20 protein-coding genes are annotated in these 21112 nt (G+C 70.3%); all 20 read right to left on the bottom strand.

Features of this window, described 5'->3' with window-relative positions; translation table 11 throughout:
* Positions 1-10 precede the first annotated feature (10 nt).
* Positions 11-589: a 1,2-dihydroxy-3-keto-5-methylthiopentene dioxygenase gene (locus ACLJRL_RS05180; protein WP_410654824.1), complete on the bottom strand. Its 579-nt coding sequence runs from the start codon at positions 587-589 to the stop codon at positions 11-13.
* Positions 586-1227 carry a methylthioribulose 1-phosphate dehydratase gene (gene mtnB, locus ACLJRL_RS05175; protein WP_410654823.1) on the bottom strand — a complete coding sequence of 214 codons (642 nt, stop codon included), beginning with the start codon at positions 1225-1227 and terminating at the stop codon, positions 586-588. Before mtnB ends, ACLJRL_RS05180 begins: the two co-directional genes overlap by 4 nt.
* Complete coding sequence (gene mtnC / locus ACLJRL_RS05170) at positions 1224-1940, bottom strand: acireductone synthase (protein WP_410654822.1); 717 nt, start codon at positions 1938-1940, stop codon at positions 1224-1226. The genes mtnB and mtnC overlap by 4 nt, the downstream gene beginning before the upstream one ends.
* Positions 1937-2953 (bottom strand): methylthioribose-1-phosphate isomerase, encoded by a 1017-nt coding sequence (locus tag ACLJRL_RS05165; RefSeq protein ID WP_410654821.1) that lies wholly within the window; start codon positions 2951-2953, stop codon positions 1937-1939. Before ACLJRL_RS05165 ends, mtnC begins: the two co-directional genes overlap by 4 nt.
* Positions 2953-4083 (bottom strand): acyl-CoA dehydrogenase family protein, encoded by a 1131-nt coding sequence (locus ACLJRL_RS05160; protein WP_410654820.1) that lies wholly within the window; start codon positions 4081-4083, stop codon positions 2953-2955. Before ACLJRL_RS05160 ends, ACLJRL_RS05165 begins: the two co-directional genes overlap by 1 nt.
* A 46-nt stretch (positions 4084-4129) precedes the next feature.
* Positions 4130-4846, bottom strand: coding sequence for a nucleoside phosphorylase (locus ACLJRL_RS05155; RefSeq protein WP_410654819.1), 717 nt, complete (start codon positions 4844-4846; stop codon positions 4130-4132).
* On the bottom strand, positions 4843-5700 hold the full coding sequence (locus tag ACLJRL_RS05150; protein ID WP_410654818.1) for an ABC transporter permease: 858 nt from the start codon (positions 5698-5700) through the stop codon (positions 4843-4845). The genes ACLJRL_RS05155 and ACLJRL_RS05150 overlap by 4 nt, the downstream gene beginning before the upstream one ends.
* The gene (locus tag ACLJRL_RS05145; protein ID WP_410654817.1) at positions 5697-6707 is read right to left on the bottom strand and encodes an ABC transporter permease; all 1011 of its coding nucleotides are present in this window, start codon (positions 6705-6707) and stop codon (positions 5697-5699) included. Before ACLJRL_RS05145 ends, ACLJRL_RS05150 begins: the two co-directional genes overlap by 4 nt.
* On the bottom strand, positions 6704-8161 hold the full coding sequence (locus tag ACLJRL_RS05140) for an ABC transporter ATP-binding protein (RefSeq protein ID WP_410654816.1): 1458 nt from the start codon (positions 8159-8161) through the stop codon (positions 6704-6706). The genes ACLJRL_RS05145 and ACLJRL_RS05140 overlap by 4 nt, the downstream gene beginning before the upstream one ends.
* 40 nt (positions 8162-8201) lie before the next feature.
* Positions 8202-9239, bottom strand: a complete 1038-nt coding sequence (locus ACLJRL_RS05135; RefSeq protein WP_410654815.1) for a BMP family ABC transporter substrate-binding protein — start codon at positions 9237-9239, stop codon at positions 8202-8204.
* Positions 9240-9392: 153 nt separating this feature from the next.
* Positions 9393-10760 carry a replication-associated recombination protein A gene (locus ACLJRL_RS05130; protein ID WP_410655165.1) on the bottom strand — a complete coding sequence of 456 codons (1368 nt, stop codon included), beginning with the start codon at positions 10758-10760 and terminating at the stop codon, positions 9393-9395.
* A 43-nt stretch (positions 10761-10803) separates the two neighbouring features.
* The gene (locus ACLJRL_RS05125; protein WP_410654814.1) at positions 10804-11661 is read right to left on the bottom strand and encodes an SGNH/GDSL hydrolase family protein; all 858 of its coding nucleotides are present in this window, start codon (positions 11659-11661) and stop codon (positions 10804-10806) included.
* 75 nt (positions 11662-11736) lie between these two features.
* Complete coding sequence (locus tag ACLJRL_RS05120; protein WP_410654813.1) at positions 11737-12924, bottom strand: phosphotransferase; 1188 nt, start codon at positions 12922-12924, stop codon at positions 11737-11739.
* 79 nt (positions 12925-13003) lie between these two features.
* Positions 13004-13945, bottom strand: a complete 942-nt coding sequence (locus ACLJRL_RS05115) for a DUF389 domain-containing protein (protein ID WP_410654812.1) — start codon at positions 13943-13945, stop codon at positions 13004-13006.
* Complete coding sequence (gene aspS, locus ACLJRL_RS05110) at positions 13945-15717, bottom strand: aspartate--tRNA ligase (RefSeq protein ID WP_410654811.1); 1773 nt, start codon at positions 15715-15717, stop codon at positions 13945-13947. The genes ACLJRL_RS05115 and aspS overlap by 1 nt, the downstream gene beginning before the upstream one ends.
* Before the next feature lie 113 nt (positions 15718-15830).
* The gene (gene merB, locus ACLJRL_RS05105; RefSeq protein WP_410654810.1) at positions 15831-16409 is read right to left on the bottom strand and encodes an organomercurial lyase; all 579 of its coding nucleotides are present in this window, start codon (positions 16407-16409) and stop codon (positions 15831-15833) included.
* Positions 16410-16578: 169 nt separating this feature from the next.
* Positions 16579-18492 carry an intein-containing Rv2578c family radical SAM protein gene (locus tag ACLJRL_RS05100; RefSeq protein ID WP_410654809.1) on the bottom strand — a complete coding sequence of 638 codons (1914 nt, stop codon included), beginning with the start codon at positions 18490-18492 and terminating at the stop codon, positions 16579-16581.
* A gap of 108 nt (positions 18493-18600) precedes the next feature.
* Complete coding sequence (locus ACLJRL_RS05095; RefSeq protein WP_410654808.1) at positions 18601-19548, bottom strand: sucrase ferredoxin; 948 nt, start codon at positions 19546-19548, stop codon at positions 18601-18603.
* A gap of 85 nt (positions 19549-19633) precedes the next feature.
* Entirely contained in the window at positions 19634-20815 is a 1182-nt protein-coding gene (locus tag ACLJRL_RS05090; RefSeq protein WP_410654807.1) for a cupin domain-containing protein, read from the bottom strand.
* Positions 20816-20947 carry a hypothetical protein gene (locus ACLJRL_RS05085; RefSeq protein WP_410654806.1) on the bottom strand — a complete coding sequence of 44 codons (132 nt, stop codon included), beginning with the start codon at positions 20945-20947 and terminating at the stop codon, positions 20816-20818.
* Positions 20948-21112 lie beyond the last annotated feature (165 nt).

Here is a 21112-nt window from a genome sequence, read left to right as displayed (position 1 = left end):
GCGAGAGAGGTCAGCGGCGCCCGGCGGTCAGGGTGTCGAAGTCCGGGAAGTCCCCGGCGAGCGTGGCGCCGGTGAAGTTGCCGACCCAGCCGCCGTCGTCGTGGAAGAAGCGGATCGACACGTAGTCGGGCCGCGTCCCCATGTCGAACCAGTGCGTGGTGTCGGCGGGCACGCTCAGCAGGTCGCCCGCCTCGCACAGCACGGCGTACACCCGGCCGCCGACGTGCAGGTAGAACACGCCGGACCCGCGCGCGAAGAAGCGGTCTTCGTCATCGTCGTGGGTGTGCTCGGCGAGGAACTTCTGCCGGGCCTCGGCGGCTTGGGCGGACCAGCCTGGGTCGTCCGACGGCGTCATGCGGACGGCGTCGACGAAGGTGTAGCCCTCGGCCGCGGAAACCTTGCCGATCTGCTCCTCGTAGGCGGCCAGCACCTGCTCCGGCGTCGCTTCGCGCGGCAGGTCCGAGACGAGTTCCCAGCGCTCGAACCGGACACCGAGGCGGCCCAGTTCGGCGGTGATCACGGCGGGATCCTCGGTCCTGAGCGCGATCTCCCCGGGTCGGTCGTCCGGCCACACCGTCAGCAAGGTCATCGCACTCCCCTTTCCTCAGCAACGAGTCTTGTCTCTACCCGGAACCGGAGCAACCACTCCAGACATTCCAGGCGATGACGTGCGTGGCGCAGGTCATCGCCCCACACGTAGATCCCGTGCCGCGCGACGATCACCGCCGGCGTGTCGGCCCGGAACCCGGCCTCGAACGCGTCGCCGACCACGCGCATGTCCTGGCCGTTGGCGATCACCGGGACGGTCACCAGGTCGTCGTGCGCGGCCCGGCCGAAGCCCTTGAGCATCTCCAGGTCCCGCAGTTCGACGCCGTCCGGCCAGTGCTCGGCGGCCACCACCGGCGCCATCGCGTGCACGTGGATCACGGCGCCGGCTCCCGAGACGGCCGCGATCCGGGCGTGCAGCCCGGCTTCGGCCGACGGGACCTTGCCCGGATGCGGCTGGTCGGGCACGGCCCGCCCGTCCTCGCCCACCACCACGACGTCGTCGCTGGTCAGCTCGCCCTTGTCCCGGCCGCTGACGGTGACGGCGACCCGCAGCGGATCGCGTCCGAGCACCACCGAAAGGTTGCCGGAGGTGCCGCGCATCCAGCCCAGCCCGGCGAACCGGGCGGACTCCTCGGCGAGCGCGCGCCCGGCGAGTTCCAGTGTCGCCGGCGCGGTCACCGCGGCACGACCTTCACCTCGTCGAACGTCCGGATCGCCCGATGTGTCCCGAAATCCGCGTCGCCGAACGGTTCGCCGTCGCGCGCGAGCCCGACGGTCTGCCAGCCGTCGGCGACGGCCCCGTCGAGTTCGGCCGGGACGTCGGAGAAGAACACGACGTCGCCGGGTTCGGCCTCCAGCGCGGAAGCGATCGCGCGGTAGGACGGCGCCTCGCGTTTCGGGCCCGCGTTGACGGTGTCGAAGTGCCGCTCGAACAGGCCGGTGATGTCGCCGTCGGTGGTCCGCGAGAACGACGCGACCTGCCCGGCGACCGAACCGGACGAGAACACCGCGAGCCGCAACCCGGCTTCGTGCCAGGCCCGTAGCGCCGGCGCGACGTCCGGGAAGAACTCCGTCGTGAGGTCGCCCTCGGCGTACCCGCGCTGCCAGATGAGGCCCTGCAACGTCTTCAGCGGAGCGATCTTCCGGTCCGCGTCCATCCAGCCGTGCAGCACCCGTACGACGTCCACTGTGGACGCACTCGCGGGAAGCCCGCCCAGTTCCTTGATCCGCGCCACGGCATCGACGACCGCGGGGTCGTCCGGGTGTTCGTCGATCCACGGGCCCAGGCGCGGGCGCGCGTAGTCGTAGAGGACGACGTGCACATAACTGGTGGCGGTCAGCGTGCCCTCGATGTCGAGGACCACCCACCGGGCGGTCAGCGTTGCGGTCACTGGTTCGCTTCCCCTTCTGCGTAGTACTCGCGGAGCCGTCCGGGCTCGTAGGCGCCCCGATCGGTCACCACCGCCGTCACGAACCGCGGCGGTGTCACGTCGAAGGCCGGATAGTGCCCCCGGGCACGCTCGCCGGCCACTCGGTGGCCGAGCACGCTCAGCACCTCGTCGCCGTCGCGGTATTCGATCGGCACGTCCGCGCCGGTCGGCGCGGCCTGATCGGGTGCCTGGACCATCGCGTGGAACGGCACGCCGAACGCCTCCGCCGCCACGGCCAAGCCGAGGGTGCCGATCTTGTTGACGACGTGGCCGTCCATGGTGACCCGGTCGGCGGCGGTCACCAGCGCGCCGACCTCGCCCAAGGCCAGCACCGCGGCACCCATGCCGTCGGTGATCAGCCGGGTGTCCGCGCCCATCTCGACGAGCGTCTCCGCGGTCAGCCGCGCGCCCTGCAGGTACGGCCGGGTTTCCGTGCAGAGAAAGGAGAACTCCTTGCCGTGGCGCCGCGCGGCGAGCACGAATTCGACCAGATAGAGGTCGGCCCAGCAGTGGGTGAGCACCGTCGCCTTGTCCGGCACGAGCGCCGCCGTATACGTGCCGAGCGCGCGGCTGCGGGAGCGGTACAGCTCGTCGCCCAGTCGCGCGCCCGCGGTCGCGGCCTCGACGAGATCCGCTGCCGATTTGTCTACTTCGGACAGAACGGCGGCGACGGCCTTGCGCAGATGATTGTTCGTCTTGCGGGTCGCGACGATCCGCTCCCCCGCCCGGTCCAGGTACGCGCGCGCTTGGGCGGGCGCGAGCCCGGACGCCTCGCGGGCGGCGAGCACCATCGCGCCGAGCGCGGCGAAATACGGCCCGGAAGACTGGGTGACCATGTCCTCGATGGCCACCGCGACCTCGTCCGAGGTCCGGCACAGCACCCATTCCCGCGCGAACGGGAACACGCGACGGTCGAGGATGTGCACGCCTTCGTCGTCGAGACGGACGCTTTCGGCCAGGATGGGCAGCGTCATCAGCTGTACCCCGAAAGACACGGCGGGATCCCGTTGAGGAAATGGTCGCCGACCTCGCGTGCCTTGTAGGACACGGGATCGTGCAGCGTCAAGGTGCGGGCGTTGCGCCAGAAGCGGTCGAAACCGTACTTGGTCGCCGTCGCCCGAGCGCCGGTGAATTCGAAGACCTTGCTCGTGGTCTCCACCGCCACCCGGCTCGCGACGACCTTCGCCGACGAGATGGCGATCGCCGCTTCGGCACGCTCGGCCGAGGTCAGCGCGAAACCGCGCTCGTCCGCCTCGCCGAGTACGGAAACCGCCGCGTCGACGGCGAGTCCGGCCGCCCGCGCGTTCGCGACCAGCTCACCGTAGCCGGCCAGCGTGTACGGGTCCTCGGTCGCTTTGTCCACATCGGACAGTGTCCAAGGCCGCGCGGTCTCCCGCGTGTAGGCCGCGGCGGCGTCGAGCGCGCCGAACGCGAGGCCGACGTAGACCTGCGCCAGCATGAGCTGGAACCCGATGGCCGCCAGCGAGATACGGGGCACCTTCGGATCGGACTGGTCCTCCGGCTGGACACCGAGCACGTCGCCGGCGTCGACCCGGACGGCTTCGAACCGCACCGCGCCGCTCGCGGTGAGCCGCTGGCCGATGTTGTCCCATTCACCGGGGAAGGTGATCCCGCCGGCTCGCGCGTCGACGACGAAGGTGAGCTTCTCGCCGTTGTCGGTCCTCGTCGCGCTGACGACCAGCCTGTCGGCGACGGCCGCACCGGTGGCGAAGGCCTTGGTGCCCTCGACGGTGAACCCGCCGCCTGCCGGGGTCAGGAGCAAGGCGGCGTCGAGCGGATTGCTCACACCCGCCCAGAACCAGCCCGGTTCGCTCGATGGCCGCGGCCCGAACAGGCCGGCACGCCAAAGTTGCAGGTAGTGGTAGCCGAGCAGGTGCCCGGCGGAGGCGTCGGCGGCGGAGACGATGCGCGTGGCCTGGTTCGCGGCCGTCCAGCCCGCGGTGTCGAGCAGGGGCAGGAGACCGGACTCGCGCAGCAGGCCGACCTCGGTGACCGGGAGACGTCCGGCGAGGTCCCGCTCGGCCGCGTCCGTCCGGAGGGTGTCGGCGAGTTCCAGGGCCGCTTTTCGCCACACTTCGGTCATGCCGCCCCTTCCGTTCGAAGCACTCTTTCCCGCTGAGAACGCATCGTCACAGCTCGATCAGCGCGTCCAGCGCCACCCGGGTCGCCCTCGCCACCCCGGCGGCCACGACGTCGCGGTGCGGGTCGTAGGCCGACGGGTCGGGATGCTCGGCCCGCGCGTCGCCGTCGATCACGAGCACACCACCGGCCCGCAGGCCGCGCAATGCCGCGAACACCAGCAGCGTGGAGAGTTCCATCTCAATGGCGATCACGCGCGCGGCCAGGTAGTCGGCCATCGGGAGGGTGAGCACCAGCGGGCTGAACGCCGCCCGCGTCCACACCACGCCCCGGTGCGCGTCACCGGCGGCGCGGGCCAGCGCCACGACGGCCTCCGGGGTCGCGAACGCCGGGTACTCGGGGTGGATCAGCTGCTGGGTGACGCCGTCGTCCCGGACCGCGGCCTCGGCGATGACGAGGTCGCCGTCGGTGATCCCGTCGGTCAGTGAGCCCGCGGTGCCGAGCCGGAGATAGGTGTGGACACCGGCCTCGGCCAGTTCGCCGAACTGGCACAGCGCGCCGGGGCCGCCGACACCGTGCGAGGACACGACGACCGGGACGCCCTTCCAGGTGCCGGTATAGCTGCGGTACTCCCGGTTCTGCCCGACGAGGACGGAGTCCTCCAGCGACTCGGCCACCGCCGTCGCCCGGTCCGGGTCGCCGACGACCAGCGCGAGCGGCGGCAGACCGTGCCGGGGGATCTTCGTGATGGGCAGGACGTCGCTCACGCGGGCTGTCCCTTCTTGCGTTTGATATTCGACAGGAACAACGCCACGAGCGTGACGACGTAGGGGGCCGCGTCGGTGGCCTGCTGCGGCAGGCCGATGCCCTGCAGGCGGAAGCCGAACGCCTCGGCGAGGCCGAACAGCAGCGCGGCCAGGAGCACGCCGAGCGGATGCGCGCGGCCCAGCATGACCGCGACGACGGCGATCCAGCCGCGGCCGGCGGTCATGTTCTCGGCGAACAACGTCACCGAGCCCAGCGCCAGTTGCGCACCACCGAGACCGCACAGCGCTCCCCCGGCGAGGATCACCCCGTAGCGGTACTTCGTCACGTTGACGCCCAGGCTGGACGCCGCTTCCGGCCGTTCCCCGACGCCGCGCAGCCGCAGTCCCCACGGGTGCCGGTACAGCAGCACCGCGAGCGCGGGCACGGCCAGCCAGGAGAGGTAGACCAGCAGGGAATGCCCGGGCAGCGGACCGAACTGCCCGAGGCCCTGCAACGTCGGATCACTGAAGGAGCCTTCGGTGCCGAAGACTGTGCGGATCAGGAAGCTCGTCAGCCCGACGGCCAGCAGGTTGCTCGCGACGCCGAGCACGATCGGGTCGCCGTCGAAGGTGATCGACCCGATCGCGAGGATCAGCGAGTAGGCCGTCGCGGCGATGACCGCGACGACGACGCCGATCCACGCGCTGCCGGTGTACCAGCTGCCCGCCACGGCACCGAAACACCCGACGAGCAGCGAGCCCTCGAGCGAGATGTTGAAGACTCCCGCCCGCTGGCACAGCGTGCCCGCGAGCGCGGCGAACAGGATGGGTGTCAGCGCGGTGAGCGCCGAGGAGAACAGGCTCGCGTCGATCATGCCCGCCTCGCCTTCCGCCGGAAGACACCCGAGGTGGCGGCGAGGAAGAGGATCAGCACGGCCTGCAGGACCGCGGTCAGTTCGCGCGGGACCTGGGTGGCGCGTTCCATCGCGAACCCGCCGCTGGTCAGCGCCGCGAAGAAGACGGCCGCGAGCAGCGTCCCGAGCGGGCTTGCCCCGGCGAGCAGGGCCGCGAGCAGGCCGATCCAGGTGTACTGCGGGGTGATCAGGGCGCCGTCGATGAACCGGTACGGGAAGCCGAGGACGGCGATCGCGCCGACCAGTCCGGCGGTCCCGCCCGAGGCCGCCAGCAGCCGCACGGTGAGTTTCGGCCGGTCGATGCCGGCGTAAGCGGCGAACCGGGGCGCCCAGCCGGTCACCTTCGTCTCGAAACCGGCCGGAGTGCGGGCGTCGATCACCGTGTACACCGCGATCACCGCCAGCACCAGGAAGATCCCGGTCGTCACCCCGCCCGAGCCCAGTTCGGGCAGTCTCGTGTCTTCGGGTAACCGTGGGCTCTGCGGCAGGCTGGAACCGGCGTCCTTCAGCGGGAACCGCACCAGATACCCGGCCAGCGACATCGCCGGATAGCTCAGCAGCAGCGAGCTGATCAGCAGCGGGACGCCGAACCGGTTCTCGCAGACCGCGGCCAGCGCGGCATACGCGGCCCCGGCGACAACTCCCGCGAGCAGCGCGAGCGCCACCCGCACCGGGCCGGGACCGGGGACGTACAGCCCGACGGCGAGCGCGCTGATCGCGCCGAGCACCAGCTGGCCCTCCCCGCCGAGGTTGACCATGCCCGCGCGCAGCGGGATGGCGAGCGCGGCGGCCATCCCCGCGACGGGAACGACGTAGGCGAGGGTGTCGCCGATGCCGTCCGGGCCGAAGGCGCCCGAAACGATCGCGCCATAGGCGGAGAGGGGGTCGGTCCCGGTCGCCAGCAGCAGGATCGCGCCGAGGACGAGCGCGGCGGCGACCGGGATGGCGAGGACACGCAGGCGTTTCATCCCGCACCTCCGGCCATCGCCAGGCCGACGTCGTGCTGATCGGCTTCGGCCTTGGTGAACTCCGCGACGATCCGGCCTTCGAACAGCACCAGCACACGATCCGACAGCGCGAGGATTTCGCTGAGTTCGGCGGAGATCAGCAAGACGGCGTGCCCGGCGTCGCGATGGGCGACGAGCCGGGCGTGGATGTTCTCGATCGCGCCGACGTCGACCCCGCGGGTCGGCTGCTCGATCAGCAGGAACGGGGCGTCGTGGGTGAGTTCGCGGCCGAAGATCGCCTTCTGCTGGTTGCCGCCGGACAGGGTGCCCATCGCGGCCGCGGGCCCGGACGCTCGGACGTCGTAGGCCTCGATGATCGCGGCCGCGTGGTCGTCGATCGCCTTGCGGCGCAGGAAACCCTTGCGCACCAACGGTTGCTTCCGGTGAAAACCGACGGCCAGGTTTTCCTTGAGCCCCGCCGTGGGCGCCGAGCCGACCTCGGAGCGGTCCTCCGGGACGTGCGCGAGCCCGGCGTCACGACGGGCCCGGACCGAAAGGCCGTCGAGGCTCTGTCCTTTGAGGACTACTTCGCCTTCCGTCTTCAGGAGACCGGTGATCGCGCCGGACAACTCGGCCTGGCCGTTGCCCGCGACCCCGGCGACGCCGACGATCTCCCCGGCCCGGACGGTCAGGGAAACGTTGTCCAGCAACGGCTTTCCTTCCGGTCCGGGAACGGTCAAGGCACGGGCTTCGAGGACGGCGTCCCCGGGCGTCCCGGCGGGGTGGATCCGGTCGAGGTCGACCTCGCGGCCGGTCATCGCCGCGGCGAGCCCGGAGGCCGTCTGGTCGGCGGTGCGCCCGCGCGCGCTGACGCGGCCGTCCCGCAGCACCGTCACGTGGTCGCTGACGGCGAGGACCTCCTGGAGTTTGTGCGACACCACCAGGATCGTGCGGCCCTCGGTGGCGAGCACGCGCAGTACGCCGAACAGCCGCTCGGTTTCGGGCGGCGTCAGCACGGCGGTGGGTTCGTCGAGGATCAGGACGTCGGCCTCGCGGTAGAGGAGTTTGAGGATCTCGACCCGCTGCCGGAGCCCGACCGGCAGATCGCGGACCCGGTCGCCGGGCCGCAGCCGCAGTTCGTGCCGCTCGATCAGTTCGGTGACGCGGGCCGTCGCCGCCTTGCGGTCCAGCAGACCGCGCCGGGTCGGCTCGCGGCCGAACACGACGTTCTCGGTGACGGTGAGCTCGCCGAACAGCGCGAACCCCTGCTGCACCATGCCGACACCGGCCTCGATGGCCTGTGCCGGTGAGCCGAACGAGACTTCCTTGCCGTGCAGGGAAATCGTGCCCTCGTCGGGCCGGTGCAGGCCGTAGAGCACCGACATGAGCGTGGACTTGCCCGCGCCGTTCTCACCCATCAGCGCGTGGATCTCCCCCGCGCCGACGTCGAGGTCGACGTGGTCGTTGGCGAGCACTCCGGGGAACCGCTTGACAATCCCCCGGAGTGAGACCGCGCTAGGACTTGGCCGGGTCATCGACGACGATCGCGCCCGAGATGATCTGGTCCCGCAGCTCGCCGACCTTCGCCAGCACGTCGGGGTGGCTCGCGACGACGCACTGCGACGTCGGGGCCTCCGGCTGCAGGCCGGTCAGGGAGATGCCGTTCTCCTTGAGCCCGTAGGACTTCACCTCGCCGGACTTGCCGCCGAGGACCGCGTCGACCCCGTCGCCGATGACGACGTTGGTGCGCTTGATGACGTTGTCCACGACCTGCCCCGGGCTGGCCGGGCACTGGTTGGCGTCGACGCCGAATGCGAAGAACCCGCCTTGCTTCGCCGCTTCGAACACGCCGAGGTTGCCCGCCGCCGACGCCGCGCCCATGACCTGGTCGACACCCTGGCCGCCGAGCGTGGTGGCCAGCGCCTTCGCCCGGGCCGGGTCGTTGAACGGATTCGCGCCGCCGATGTACAACGGGCTGAGCGTGGTGCCGGGCTTGGCCTTCTCCGCGCCCTGCCCGAACGGCACCGAGTACCGGTGGAACTGGGCCGCGTCGAGCACGACGACGGCGCCGACCTTGCCGGTCTTGCTCAGCAGCCCGGCTTCGGCACCGGCGAGGTAGGTGCCCTCGTGCTCGCGGAACACCGCGCAGGTGACGTTCGGGAACGGCTGGGTGGTGCAGGAGTCCACGAACAGGAACTTCTGCTCGGGGTTCCGCTCGGCCTCGCTCGCGAGCGCGTCGGCGAAGTTGAAGCCGACCGCGACGATCACCGCGGGCTTCTCGCGCACCGCGGCGGCGAGGTTCTGCTGGATCGACGTCGGGTCGGTGCTCTGATACACCTTCTGCGTCCCGTTGTGCTTCTTGGCCGAGTCCTCGACGCCCTGGACGGCGAGCTTGAGGAAGTCGTTGACCCCGACCGGGCTCGGCGTGATCAGGACCAGCGCGGGCCCGGTGGCGTTCTGGGCGGCCGGGTCCTTGGCGGAGGCGTTGCACCCGGCCAGGAGCACGACGGCGGAAACGGCCGTGACGGCCCGCAGGAAGGTTCTCGGCGACATGTCCCGGACTTTATGTCCGTCGTCCACGATATGACACCGATTCTCAGACTGTGGGAGGCAGCGGTCCGTGAAGGCCTCCTTGAGGGACTCAGAGTCCCTCAAGGAGGCCTTCACGGACCGCTATATAGATCGTTATACGTTAGGCGATGCCGGCTAGCGTTCGCCCCGGATCACGCGGCGCAGCTTCGGGACCCGCTCGTGCAGAGTCCGCTCCGCGCCGCGCGCAGTCGGTTCGTAGTAGTCCCGCCCGACCAGTTCGTCCGGCGGATACTGTTGCGGCAGAACACCTTCCGGCACCTTTTGCGGAGACCGGTAGCCCTTCGCGTTACCGAGCTTCTCCGCTCCCGCGTAGTGCCCGTCCCGCAGATGCGGCGGCACCGTCCCGATCCGCCCGGACCGGACGTCGCTGAGCGCGGCGTCGATCCCGGTGATGATGGCGTTCGACTTCGGGGCGGTCGCCAGGTGCACGGTCGCCTGCGCCAGCGCGAGACGGCCTTCGGGCATGCCGATGAACTGCACCGCGTGCGCCGCCGCGATGGCCGACTGCAGGGCCGTCGGGTCCGCCATCCCGATGTCCTCGCTCGCGTGCACGACCAGGCGCCGGGCCAGGAACCGCGGGTCCTCCCCGGCCTCGATCATCCGCGCCAGGTAGTGCAGCGCGGCGTCCACGTCGGAACCGCGGATCGACTTGATGAACGCGCTGATGACGTCGTAGTGCTGATCGCCGTCGCGGTCGTACCGCACCGCCGCTTTGTCCACTGTGGACTCGACGATGGCGAGATCGATGGTCTTGTGCTCGGTCGCGCCCGCCGCGTCCGCGGCCGCCTCCAGCGCGGTGAGCGCGCGCCGCGCGTCGCCGGTGGCCAGCCGCACCAAGTGCGCCCGCGCGTCGTCGGTCAGGGCGAGTTCGCCACCGAGGCCGCGTTCGTCGGTCAGCGCGCGTTCGATCAGCGCGACGATGTCTTCGTCGGTCAGCGGCTGCAACTGCAGCACCAGCGACCGCGAGAGCAGCGGCGCCACGACGGAGAACGACGGGTTCTCGGTGGTGGCCGCCACCAGCAGCACCGTGCGGTCCTCGACCGCGCCGAGCAGCGCGTCCTGCTGGGTCTTGGAGAACCGGTGGACCTCGTCGATGAACAGGACGGTGTTCTCGGCGTTGTAACTCCGGCGGCGCCGGGCTTCCTCGATGACCCCGCGCACCTCCTTCACCCCGGCCGACAGCGCCGACATCGCCACGAACCGGCGTCCGGTCGCGGCCGAAACGAGGTTCGCGAGCGTGGTCTTGCCCGTCCCCGGCGGGCCGTAGAGCAGCACCGACGCGGGTGCCGCGCCCTCGACGAGCCGCCGCAGCGGCGCGCCCTCGCGCAGCAGGTGCTGCTGGCCGACGACCTCGTCGAGCGACCGTGGCCGCATCCGCACGGCCAGCGGCGAGCCTGGCGGAACGGCGACGTCCCTCGGCTCGGCCGGCTCCGGAGGCGGCCCGAGATCGGGGTTCACGGTGAAGAGTTCGTCCTGTGCCACGGTGTCGACGGTAGCCGTAGCCACCGACGTTCCCCGGCACAGGTCAGCGCAGCCGCTCCCGGAACGCGCTCCACATGATCACGGCCGCGTACGGCACGAACTCGCGGCCCCGCCGCCACACCCACGGGACACCCTTCAGCACCAGCCAGCCGACATGCCCGGCCGTGCTCGGATCCACCCCTCCCGAGCAGGTCAGGCTCACCGGCCGCGGCACCGAGAACCCGGCGACGGCGAGATGCTCGGTGAACCCGGTCGCGAGCATCCGGTGGCCCAGCTCCGACGGGTGCAGCCGGTCGACGCTCCACGCGGTGAGGTCGTAGGCGCCGGGCAGCAGTTCCAGGTCGAGGCAGGGCACACCCTCACGCTCGACGACCCCGGCGATGGCCGCGTTCAGTTCGGCCACGCGCTCGCTCAGCGCCCGCCGCAGTGACTGCGGGAGCCGGAAAACCTTGCCGTGGTCGTGGTAGCGCACGGGTACCACGGTGGTGCCGACGGCGGCCAGCGACCGGATCACCTCGGTGAGGTCCGCGGCGATCTTCTCGGCACTGAAATCGGGCCGCAGCGTGTCGTTCATCCCCGCCACGAGCAGCGCGACGTCGGGGCGGTGCGCCGCGGCCGCGGGAAGCTGCTTCGTCAGCACGCACCCCATGCGCGCGCCGGTGAACGACGCGTTCAGGTAGCCGTCCGGTTCGACGCCCAGCGCTTCGGCGACGAGCGGGCCGACCCCTCGCCAGCCGCCGCGGCCCGGCAGCGGGTCACCCAGGCCCACCGCCGTGGAATCGCCGAGCACGACCAGTCTCCGAGCGCGCCGGGGCGCACCGGTCACGGGCGGGAGGAAGGAGTGGTCGGGTTCGGGACTCGGAGTGACTTCGACACTGATCACGGTCACGACCAACACCATCCGCCACGCAGACTCACCTGCGGTGATGCCTGGGTAACGCGACGAGGACAGGCGAGCGAAAAGTCCGTGCGGCCGCTAGCGGAAGGCGGGGTAGAACGCCAGGTCCGCGTGCGGACCCAGCCGGGCGCCGAGCGCCGCGGCGACCCGGGTGGCGTGCTCGGAGATATCCGTCAGCCGGGCGCGCATCGAGTGTTTGGCCAGCTCACGCCACCACGTCACCAACGCGGCCTCCCGGCTGACCGGGGTGGCGTGCCGGGTGAGGTCCAGTTCCGGGAGGATCTCCCAGGTGACGATCCACAGCAGCAGCAACTGACCGTCCATCAGGTGCTCGGCCAGCGCTTCCTCGTCCGAGAGCACCGGCCAGACCGACACCACCTCGGCCCGCCAGGCCGCGATCATCGCCTCGCTCATCCCCGGCGGCAGCGCCAGCGCGTCCGGGCAGGACGCGAACGGCAGCCGCAGGTACGCCGCGTCCACCAGCGCGCTGCGCACCCGGCCACGTTCGAAGTCGAGAAAGCGCACTCCGTCATTGGTCACGAGGTTGTTGTCCGGGCTGAGGTCGACCGGGCTGAACGCGCGGTACGACGGCGAACCGGCGCGTTCGGCGACCTCCATGACCCGTTGCTGCACCGGCTCCGGCGTCTCGACGTCGAGCAGTTCTTCCAGCAGGTCGGGCAGTTGCGCGCAGACCGCGGGCAGCGGCGCGTCCTCGTTCTTGACCGGACCGCCGAGACGGCGCAGCAGCGCGTTGAAATCGGCCTCGCGGCTCGCGGTGCTCGCGTGCAGCCTGCCCAGCGACCGGGCCCAGGACAGCAGCGCGCGTTCGGCACCGCGGGCGTCGCGGGCGAAAAGCTTGTCGTGCAGTGTCGGGACACGTCCGAGGTCCTCGATCACCAGGACGCGATCGCGGCCGTCGTGCGCGAGGAGTTCCGGGCACATCCGGTCCTCGGGCGCGAGCGCGGTGAACAGCTGGTAGCTGACCGCCTCCTGCGCGAACGGGTCGGCGCGCCCCGGTTCCGGCGGATCGGGGTAGTGCTTGATCACCAGTGTGCGCGGCAACGCGAACGGCGACGACGCCACCCGCGCGCGAACCACCGTCGCCGGACCGGTGCCGGCGAGGTCTTCGGGTGCGACAAGGGTGATGGCGCTGCCGAAGCGGCGCGAAAGAACCGTCTCACCGGCAGCGACCGCCGCTGCGACGACGGACGTTTCGGCTCCAGCTCCGACTGTGGAATCGTCGGCAGAGGAGGTATCGACTGTCATTACCACCGACCCTACTCGTGACTGAGCAACCATGACGACTGAGATCCGGGCAATCACGCGCACTGGCGCGATCTGGGACTCATCCGCGTGAAAGCGGACGTTCCGTTACCCTCGATCGTTGCCCACGACGGCGAAACATCAGCACAATGGCCGCAGCTGCAACGATTCCGATGAGATTGACCAGCAGCTGACCGGCGGAGTAAAGACACCGGTCCCACTGACCGGCAACCGCCGCGACCACGGCGTAACCCGCCGCCGGGACCGTGGTCACCGAGATGAAGACACCGACCAGCGCGGCGGATTTGGCCGACGTCATGGAAAGCATCCCGGCCGCGCCCGCGAGCAGCGCGACGATCAGCGACGCGATTCCCACCTGGTAAACGAAATCCACCTCGTGGTTGTCCACGAGCTTGTCCACCTCGAGGACACCGGTCAAACTTCCGGCCACGACGACACCGAGCGTGACCGCCATGGCGATCGGGAATCCGGCGAGCAGCGCGATACTGCCCTGCTTCACGAGATCACTCCGGCGCAGCACCAGCCCGACCGCGATCGCGGCCAGTGGCCCGAATTCCGGGCCGACGACCATCGCGCCGACGATGGTGACCGACGAGTTCGTGATCACCCCGACCGCGGCCAGCAGGCACGCGATGGTCAGGAACGTCTGAAATGTCCAGGTGAGCCTGGACTCCTCGCCGGTGCGGCCGACGAGTTCCTGCCACACCACGGTGTCCGCACCCTCCCCCGGCGCGTCCTCTTCGGCCCTGTCGGCCGCGTCGGACACCGTGGTGTCGAGCGCTTCCAGCGTGATTCCGCCGGTGTGGTCGAGGTCGAGCCCGCACAGCGACTCGACGATCTCGTCGGCCGCCTCACGCGCGACGTCGGCCTCGACCAGATCACCTTCGGGCGCCACCGCCACCCCGCGATGGACGATGAGGTGGGCGGTGCCGGTGTGGGCCCGCAGGATGCGGACCGCTTCGTCGGTCCGCTCCGGCGGGCACACGGCCCTGAGGTGGAGCATCAGTTCTTGGCGGGGGGCGCCGGCTTCGCGTCGATGCCCGCTTCCTTGCGCTGCTCCGGGGTGATCGGCGCCGGGGCGGCGGTCAGCGGGTCGAACCCACCGCCGGTCTTCGGGAACGCGATCACGTCACGCAGCGAGTCGGCCTTCGCCAGCAGCATGACGATCCGGTCCCAGCCGAACGCGATACCGCCGTGCGGCGGCGGGCCGAAGGCGAAGGCGTCGAGGAGGAAGCCGAACTTCTCCTGCGCCTCCTCCTCGCCGAGGCCCATCAGCTCGAAGACCTGCTTCTGCAGTTCCTGCTGGTGGATACGGATCGAGCCGCCGCCGATCTCGTTGCCGTTGCAGACGATGTCGTAGGCGTAGGCCAGCGCGCCGCCCGGGTCGTCGGCGAGCTTGCCGATCCACTCCGGGGTCGGCGAGGTGAAGGCGTGGTGCAGGGCCTTCCACTTGCCGCCACCGACGGCGACGTCGTCGGACTCTTCGGCCGAGATGAACATCGGGAAGTCGACGACCCAGACGAACGACCAGGCGTTTTCGTCGATCAGGCCGAGACGGTTGCCGATCTCCAGCCGGGTGGCGCCGAGCAGCGAACGCGCGTCGGCGGACTTGCCGGCGGCGAAGAAGACGCAGTCGCCGGGCTTGGCCCCGACGGCCTCGGCGACGGTCTCCCGCTCCTTCTCCGACAGGTTCTTCGCGACCGGCCCGCCGAGCGTGCCGTCCTCGTTGACCAGGATGTAGGCGAGACCGCGGTGACCGCGCTGCTTGGCGAAGTCCTGCCAGGCGTCGAGGGTCCGGCGCGGCTGGTCGGCCCCGCCCGCCATCACGACGGCGCCGACGTACGGCGCCTGGAACACGCGGAACGGCGTGTCGGCGAAGAACGCCGTCATGTCGGTGAGTTCGAGGTCGAAGCGCAGGTCCGGCTTGTCCGAGCCGTACTTCTCCATCGCGTCGGCGTAGGTGATGCGCTGGAACGGGCGCGGGATCTCGGCGCCGATCAGCTTCCACAGCGCGCCGACGATGTCTTCGCCGAGCGCGATGACGTCGTCCTGCTCGACGAAGCTCATCTCGATGTCGAGCTGGGTGAACTCCGGCTGCCGGTCGGCGCGGAAGTCCTCGTCCCGGTAGCAGCGCGCGATCTGGTAGTACCGCTCGAGCCCGCCGACCATCAGCAGCTGCTTGAACAGCTGCGGCGACTGCGGGAGCGCGTACCAGGAGCCGGGCTTGAGCCGCGCCGGGACCACGAAGTCGCGGGCGCCCTCGGGGGTGGAACGGGTCATGGTCGGGGTCTCGACCTCGACGAAGTCCTGCGCGTGCAGCACCTCGCGGGCGGCCCGGTTGACGTCGCTGCGCAGGCGCATCGCGGCGGCGGGGCCGCTGCGGCGCAGGTCGAGGTAGCGGTGCTTGAGGCGCACCTCTTCGCCGACGTCGACCCGGTCGTCGATCGGGAACGGCAGCACGGCGGCCTCGGACAGCACCTCGAGCTCGGTGGCCAGCACCTCGATCTCGCCGGTGGGGATCTCGGTGTTGGCGTTGCCGTCGGGGCGCGTCGAGACCTCGCCGACGATGCGGAGGCAGTACTCCGACCGCAGCTGGTGCGCGCGCTCGGCCATCTCGCCCTCGCGGAAGACGACCTGGCTCACGCCGCTGGCGTCGCGCAGATCGATGAAGATGACGCCGCCGTGATCGCGCCGCCGAGCCACCCATCCGGTGAGGGTGACCGTCTGACCGGCGTGCTCGGCACGCAAGGTGCCGGCTTTGTGGGTGCGAAGCACTGCGGGTGCTCTCCTTCGGCATCACGATTCTGCGATTCGACGGCTTTTCGCCGACGTCAAAGGCTAACGAATCGCCCCTGATGCCTCGCGACCAGGTACAAGCCCGCGTCTCGTCAGATCGTCGGCCAGGCTTCCAGCGCGGCGGCCATGCGCCGGGCGTGCCCCAGATATTCGGGCACGGACAAGACCCGGCCGTCGATGTTGTCCAGCAGCCAGCCCGCGGCCGCCTCCCTCGAAGCGAAGAACTGACTGCAGACCAGGGCTTCGACGTAGTCCCCCCGGAGAGCGAGGTCGATACCGGGCAGGCCCGCCGCGGCGACCACGGCCTGCGGCGGATCGACGCTCAGCACCCTTTCCCGGGTGAAGTGGACGCGGACGCGTGTGCCGGTGACCGGGCAGGTCGCGTCCGCGTGCACGGGTTCACCGGTGGCGATGGCCAGCAGGAAGAGGTCGACGCGGTACCGGTCGTCCGGGTCGCCGTCGGAGCTCTGGCGGGGGCCGCGATCCATCAGGACCAGGCCGTCGCGGATGGCGAAGCCCATCAGATCCATCAGCCGTCGCGCCTCGCCGGGGTCCATGCCGACGGTGGCGGCCAGCCTGCCGATCGCGATCGGGTGTCTGCCCGCTCTGGTCAGCTTGGTCGCGGCCCAGGCGATGCGGACAGCGGCGGTGCGATCCGTCCGGGTGGTCACAGGCACCTCCTCGCCTTCGTCCCTATCGAGATTAAGCACGAAACGCGATTAAGCCAAGCGACTGGACCGAACGGCCGAACCCGTTGCGGGGTAAGAGGATTCACAGTGCGCCCTGCGCACCGGAAACTGGCTGCACCCCCAGGTGCCGCTCCGCGTTACCTCGCGTTGGTCAGAGGAGCTTGAGCTGCTCCGCCGCCGGCACGATCTTCTCCGGCCCGTCGGTGCGCTGCACGGGCATCTTCACCTGCGTCCGCTGTTCGTCGTCCTCACGTGCAGCGAGTCCATGCCGGCGCAACAACGGCCCGACGCGCGCACCGAGCCGCTCCAGGTACGGCTTGGGCAGATAGGCGCCGCGCGAGTACAGCTCCCGGTACTTCGGCACGAGCGCCGGATACTCACGGCCGAGCCAGCGCGCGAACCATTCCCGGGCACCCGGGCGCAGGTGCAGCGGAAGGACGGTGACCCTGGTCGCGCCGGCCTCGGCGAGCCGGGCGAACAGGGCGTCGAGCGCTTCCACCGAATCGGTCAGCCACGGCAGCACCGGGGCGACCAGCACCGAGCAAGGCAGCCCGGCCTCCCGCGCCTTGCGAATCAGTTCGAGCCGGGCCCGAGGGCTCGGCGTCCCCGGTTCGAGCCGATGCTGCAGTTCCTCGTCCAGTAACGCCAAGGAGATCGCCAGACCGGCGGGCACGTCCTTCGACACCGATTCCAGCAGCGGCAGATCCCTGGCCAGCACCGTCCCCTTCGTGAGAATGGACAGCGGTGTCCCCGAGTCCGCGAGCGCGGTGATGATGCGCGGCATCAGCTTGTACCTGCCTTCGGCCCGCTGGTAGGGATCGGTGTTCGTCCCCATCGCGACGTGCTCGTGGTTCCAGCTCGGCCGCCGCAGCTGCGCGGCCAGCACCTCGGGCGCGTTGACCTTCACCACCACCTGGGTGTCGAAATCGCGTCCGGCGTCGAAGTCCAGGTAGGTGTGCGTCTTCCGCGCGAAACAGTTGTGCGTGACCATGCCGTCCGCGATGAAGTCGCCGGTGCCGGTGGTGATGTCGAACAGCGGGAGTTCGATGCCCAGCTCCTCGATGGCCGACACCTTCCGCCTGGTCCGGCCGATGGCGAGGCCGTCGAGCGACCGTTTCCAGCCGACGGCGGGATCGGCGAGGTGGAAGAACCGCATCTCCTCCCCCGGGCCGCCGAGCAGCTGGACCGTCCACAACGGACGGAACTTGGCGTTCTCCGTTTTCACGTAACGGAAGCCGAACCTGTCGAGCGCGCCACAGAAGGTCGAGATGAGGTCTGCCTCGTCGTGGGTGACGCGCAGCGCGCCGTGCCGGTAGCTGCCGGCGAGGTCGAACAGTCCGGCCAGGAATCCGCGCTGCCAATGGGAATCCGGCGACGGCGGAACCTGGACGAACCCGACCGAGGCCCCGAAGTCGGGCAGGTACGTGAGCGCGCGATCCGCGGCGTCCTGCTCGGCCGAGAACCCGCCGGAGCGCAGCATCCCGCAGAGGAAACCGGCACGGTAGCCGATGGTGTCGTCCGGGGTGCGGGTGAGCCGTCCGACGCCGACGAGTTCGGTGCCACCGACCAGATGCGGCCGTTGTGCCGCGCCCCAGCGAGTGCCCGTCACATGCTTCCAGCCACGCCCGGTAAGGAACCTATGGTCGCCGCTGGCCACGATCCGGGTGCCGTCGTCCAGGATCAGACGGAAGGCCGGCTTGAGCGTCGACCAGTGCGCGAGCACGGTCGTGGGCGCCAGGCGCCGACCCGCGCCGCGACCGCGCGTCCCGTAGATCTCGTCGCCGGGCGCCAGGTCGGCCAGCGCCCGCGTCCGGCCATCGGCCATCAGGACCGGCGTCGATCCTTCCAAACAGTACGTACACGCGTGGGAGCAGCCCCGGTACGGATTCACGGTCCATCCGAACGGGACACCCGAACCCTCGGGAACCTTGTTCAGCACGGATTTGGCGTGCACCTCGTGAAAGGTGACGCCGTCGAACTCGGGCGCGCGCACCGAACGCAGCAACCCTTCCAATCCGGGCAGGACCGGCTCTCCGCCGTCCGCCCGCTGTCGTTCCCATCGCACCCGGCCAGTCGAACACATGTTCTAAGTGAGTGTCAAACGTATGTTCGAACGCGGGTGACCCAAGCCGCGTTTCGTCCTCTGGTTGCGGTACTTGCACACGCGGGGAATTCAGAGCTTGACGACGTTTTCCGTGACATATCCGGCGGGCTGGATCAGCCCGGCACAGCGGCTGTCTCCCCGCGGCGTCGCCGACCGGCGCCGGACCGTCACCGAGTAGAGGTCGTCGCCACCGCGCACGGTGACTTTCCGCGCGTCGGCTTCGGCCAGCGGCTCTTCGCCGACGGCGAGGACGTCGTCCAGACCGGACAGATTCGTCTGCCGCCGGATCGCGATCTCCGCGAACTGCGACCACGCCGTCCGCGCGGAGGTCCGGCCTCGCAACTGGTCCGGCTCGACCTGCCCGCGCAACGCCGCCTTGGCGACCAGGGCCGCCTCGGCCGGGTTGAGCTGGCCGTGCAGGAAACCGTCGGGGACGACGAGGAGGTTGCCCGCCCAGCGATCGCCGCCGACGTGGCTGACCTCCCAGGAGCGGCCAGGATGGTTGGCGTTGAGGGCCGACGCCAGCGGGCGGCCCAGCACCGCGCAGCACATGTCCTTGGTGCCGTGCGTGCAGACCAGGAACAGCGGCCCGAGCACCGGCTTGCCGAGACCGCCGACGCCGTCCGCGACGGCTTCGAGGTCCAGCTCCGCCAGTTCGCTCAGGTCCCGGATCTCCAGGCGCTCCAGCCAGCGGTTGCCCGGTTCGCCCCCGCCGACGTACACGATGCGGGGGCGATCCGGGTCGCGCTGATGCTTTCCGGGACGGCGGATCAGCAGCGGGCGGAGCCCGTGTGACCGTCTCAGGTTCTCGAGCAGCTCACGCCGCTCGGCGGGGAATGCCTCGTCGAGCATGTTTTCCAGCGCGTCCGCGGGCCAGGGGCCCGGCTGCTCGATGAGCAGCCAGCAGCGCATGTCGGCGGCGGTGCCGGCCGGGCTGGCGCCGAGCATCCGCGCGACGGTCGCGCAGCCGGGTAACGCTTTCGGCGGCGCTTCGGTGTCCGAGAGCTGGGCGGTCATCGGCCGACCGCCCCGGACTTGACCTTAGGCATGCCTTAGCTTACCCCGGTCGGTCTCCCTTCACACTTCTCGTCCCCTGTGACATTCAGCCGATCGAGAGAAGCCCCTGTGTGGTGAGCTCGCCGAGGAGTGCCCGGACGGTCCCCCGATCGAGTTCGGACAGTTCGGCGAGTCGTTTGACCGCCTGGGGTGTGCCGTCGAGCAACGCCGTCAGCACCGGCCCGGCCGCGGCCGCGAACACGAACCGTTTTCCGGCCGCGAGCAGGGTCAGCCGGCCGTCGCCGGATTCGAGCACCGCCCTCGGGACGAGGAACCGGACCTCGGTCTCGTCGCCGTCCGGCAGCAGACCGGGGGTCGCCGCCCAGGGCAGTCCGACCCTCGGATGTGCCGGGGCCGAAGCATCGCGATCGGCGAGGAACCGGCCGACGACGTCGGAGGTCAGCGCGGCGTCGAGCTCCTTGCGCAGGGCGTCGGCACGGGCCGCGCGCTCCTCTTCCGTCGCGAACCTCGGCAGGTCCTGCCGGAACGTGGCACTGGAACGCAGCGCGTCGGCGAGCCAGGACACCAGGTCGACACCGGTGGCCGGGCTGAAACCGAGGGTGAGGTGCAGGGACATCTCCCCGACCGCGGTGACGTCGTGCCAGTGCCCGCGCGGCACGTAGAGCACGTCGCCGTCTTCGAGGACGAAGTCGGCGATCGGTTCACCGGGCTGTTCGGGCTGCTCGACGTCGCGATGCAGCGGCGCGGGCCTGGTCGGGCCGTGCATCCGCCAGCGTTTGCGGCCGGCGACCTGGATGATGAAGGCGTCGTGGTCGTCCCAGTGCACGTCGAAGCCGTGGGTCACGCCCCAGCCGGCGTACAGGTTGACCTGGACGCTCTCGCGCAGGTCGTGTTCGAGCCTTCTGGCGAGGTCGCCGATCGGGTCGCTGAGTTCCTGGATCGCGTCGAGCACCATCGTCGCGCCGCCTCGCAGATGCTCGGTGAACGGAGCGCTCTGCAGCCGGGGGACGGTGCCACTGCGGCGGGTGGGGACGAGGTCGGTGTAGCTCTCCATGGGCACGGGCTGCCCGTCGAGAGCCAGGCGCAGGCGCGGGAAATCCAGCCGATGCTGCCGGAGGATCGCGTTGAGCGCCGGCCACGGCAACAGGTCGGCGAACCGCCCTGTCCGGCCTTCGAAACGGCGGTAGGTCTCGCCCTGGACGTCTTGGAAGAACTGGCTGACCCCGAGCGGAGCCACGAGGTCAGCCAGCGTCGGCGTTTCGGGCACTCAGCCGTCGTTACCGTCGTTGTCGGCGGCGGCGCCGTTGGCCTTCCCGCGGTCTGTCGCGGTCGGGATCATCTCTACTTCCAGCAGCAAACCGCTGACGGGAGCCTGCGTACCTGACTGTTCCTGAGCCATCCTGCCACCTTCGCTTAGACGAGCGGACGGACCGAAAATCGGCCTGGAGCGTCAACCAGCCTACGACACGTTTCGAGAAAATTCACCGCCCAGCAGGGAAAAACGGTCTTGCGAGCGATCTTCGACACCGTGGGCCGAGTTCACCCGGACAGCGGTTCTAAGCTG

It is taken from the genome of Amycolatopsis sp. lyj-112 (assembly GCF_046549055.1).
In the GTDB taxonomy this organism is placed as follows: domain Bacteria; phylum Actinomycetota; class Actinomycetes; order Mycobacteriales; family Pseudonocardiaceae; genus Amycolatopsis.
The sequence above is the reverse complement of the archived record's forward strand: the minus strand, read 5'-3'. Positions and strand labels throughout refer to the sequence as shown.

Coding starts and splice junctions, on each gene's coding strand:
- ACLJRL_RS05180 (WP_410654824.1), bottom strand. CDS start 589: ATGACCTTGCTGACGGTGTGGCCGGACGACCGACCCGGGGAGATCGCG.
- ACLJRL_RS05165 (WP_410654821.1), bottom strand. CDS start 2,953: ATGACGCTGCCCATCCTGGCCGAAAGCGTCCGTCTCGACGACGAAGGC.
- ACLJRL_RS05135 (WP_410654815.1), bottom strand. CDS start 9,239: ATGTCGCCGAGAACCTTCCTGCGGGCCGTCACGGCCGTTTCCGCCGTC.
- ACLJRL_RS05160 (WP_410654820.1), bottom strand. CDS start 4,083: ATGACCGAAGTGTGGCGAAAAGCGGCCCTGGAACTCGCCGACACCCTC.
- ACLJRL_RS05085 (WP_410654806.1), bottom strand. CDS start 20,947: ATGGCTCAGGAACAGTCAGGTACGCAGGCTCCCGTCAGCGGTTTGCTG.
- ACLJRL_RS05115 (WP_410654812.1), bottom strand. CDS start 13,945: ATGCTCCACCTCAGGGCCGTGTGCCCGCCGGAGCGGACCGACGAAGCG.
- ACLJRL_RS05125 (WP_410654814.1), bottom strand. CDS start 11,661: ATGGTGTTGGTCGTGACCGTGATCAGTGTCGAAGTCACTCCGAGTCCC.
- ACLJRL_RS05095 (WP_410654808.1), bottom strand. CDS start 19,548: ATGACCGCCCAGCTCTCGGACACCGAAGCGCCGCCGAAAGCGTTACCC.
- ACLJRL_RS05120 (WP_410654813.1), bottom strand. CDS start 12,924: ATGACAGTCGATACCTCCTCTGCCGACGATTCCACAGTCGGAGCTGGA.
- ACLJRL_RS05145 (WP_410654817.1), bottom strand. CDS start 6,707: ATGAAACGCCTGCGTGTCCTCGCCATCCCGGTCGCCGCCGCGCTCGTC.
- ACLJRL_RS05150 (WP_410654818.1), bottom strand. CDS start 5,700: ATGATCGACGCGAGCCTGTTCTCCTCGGCGCTCACCGCGCTGACACCC.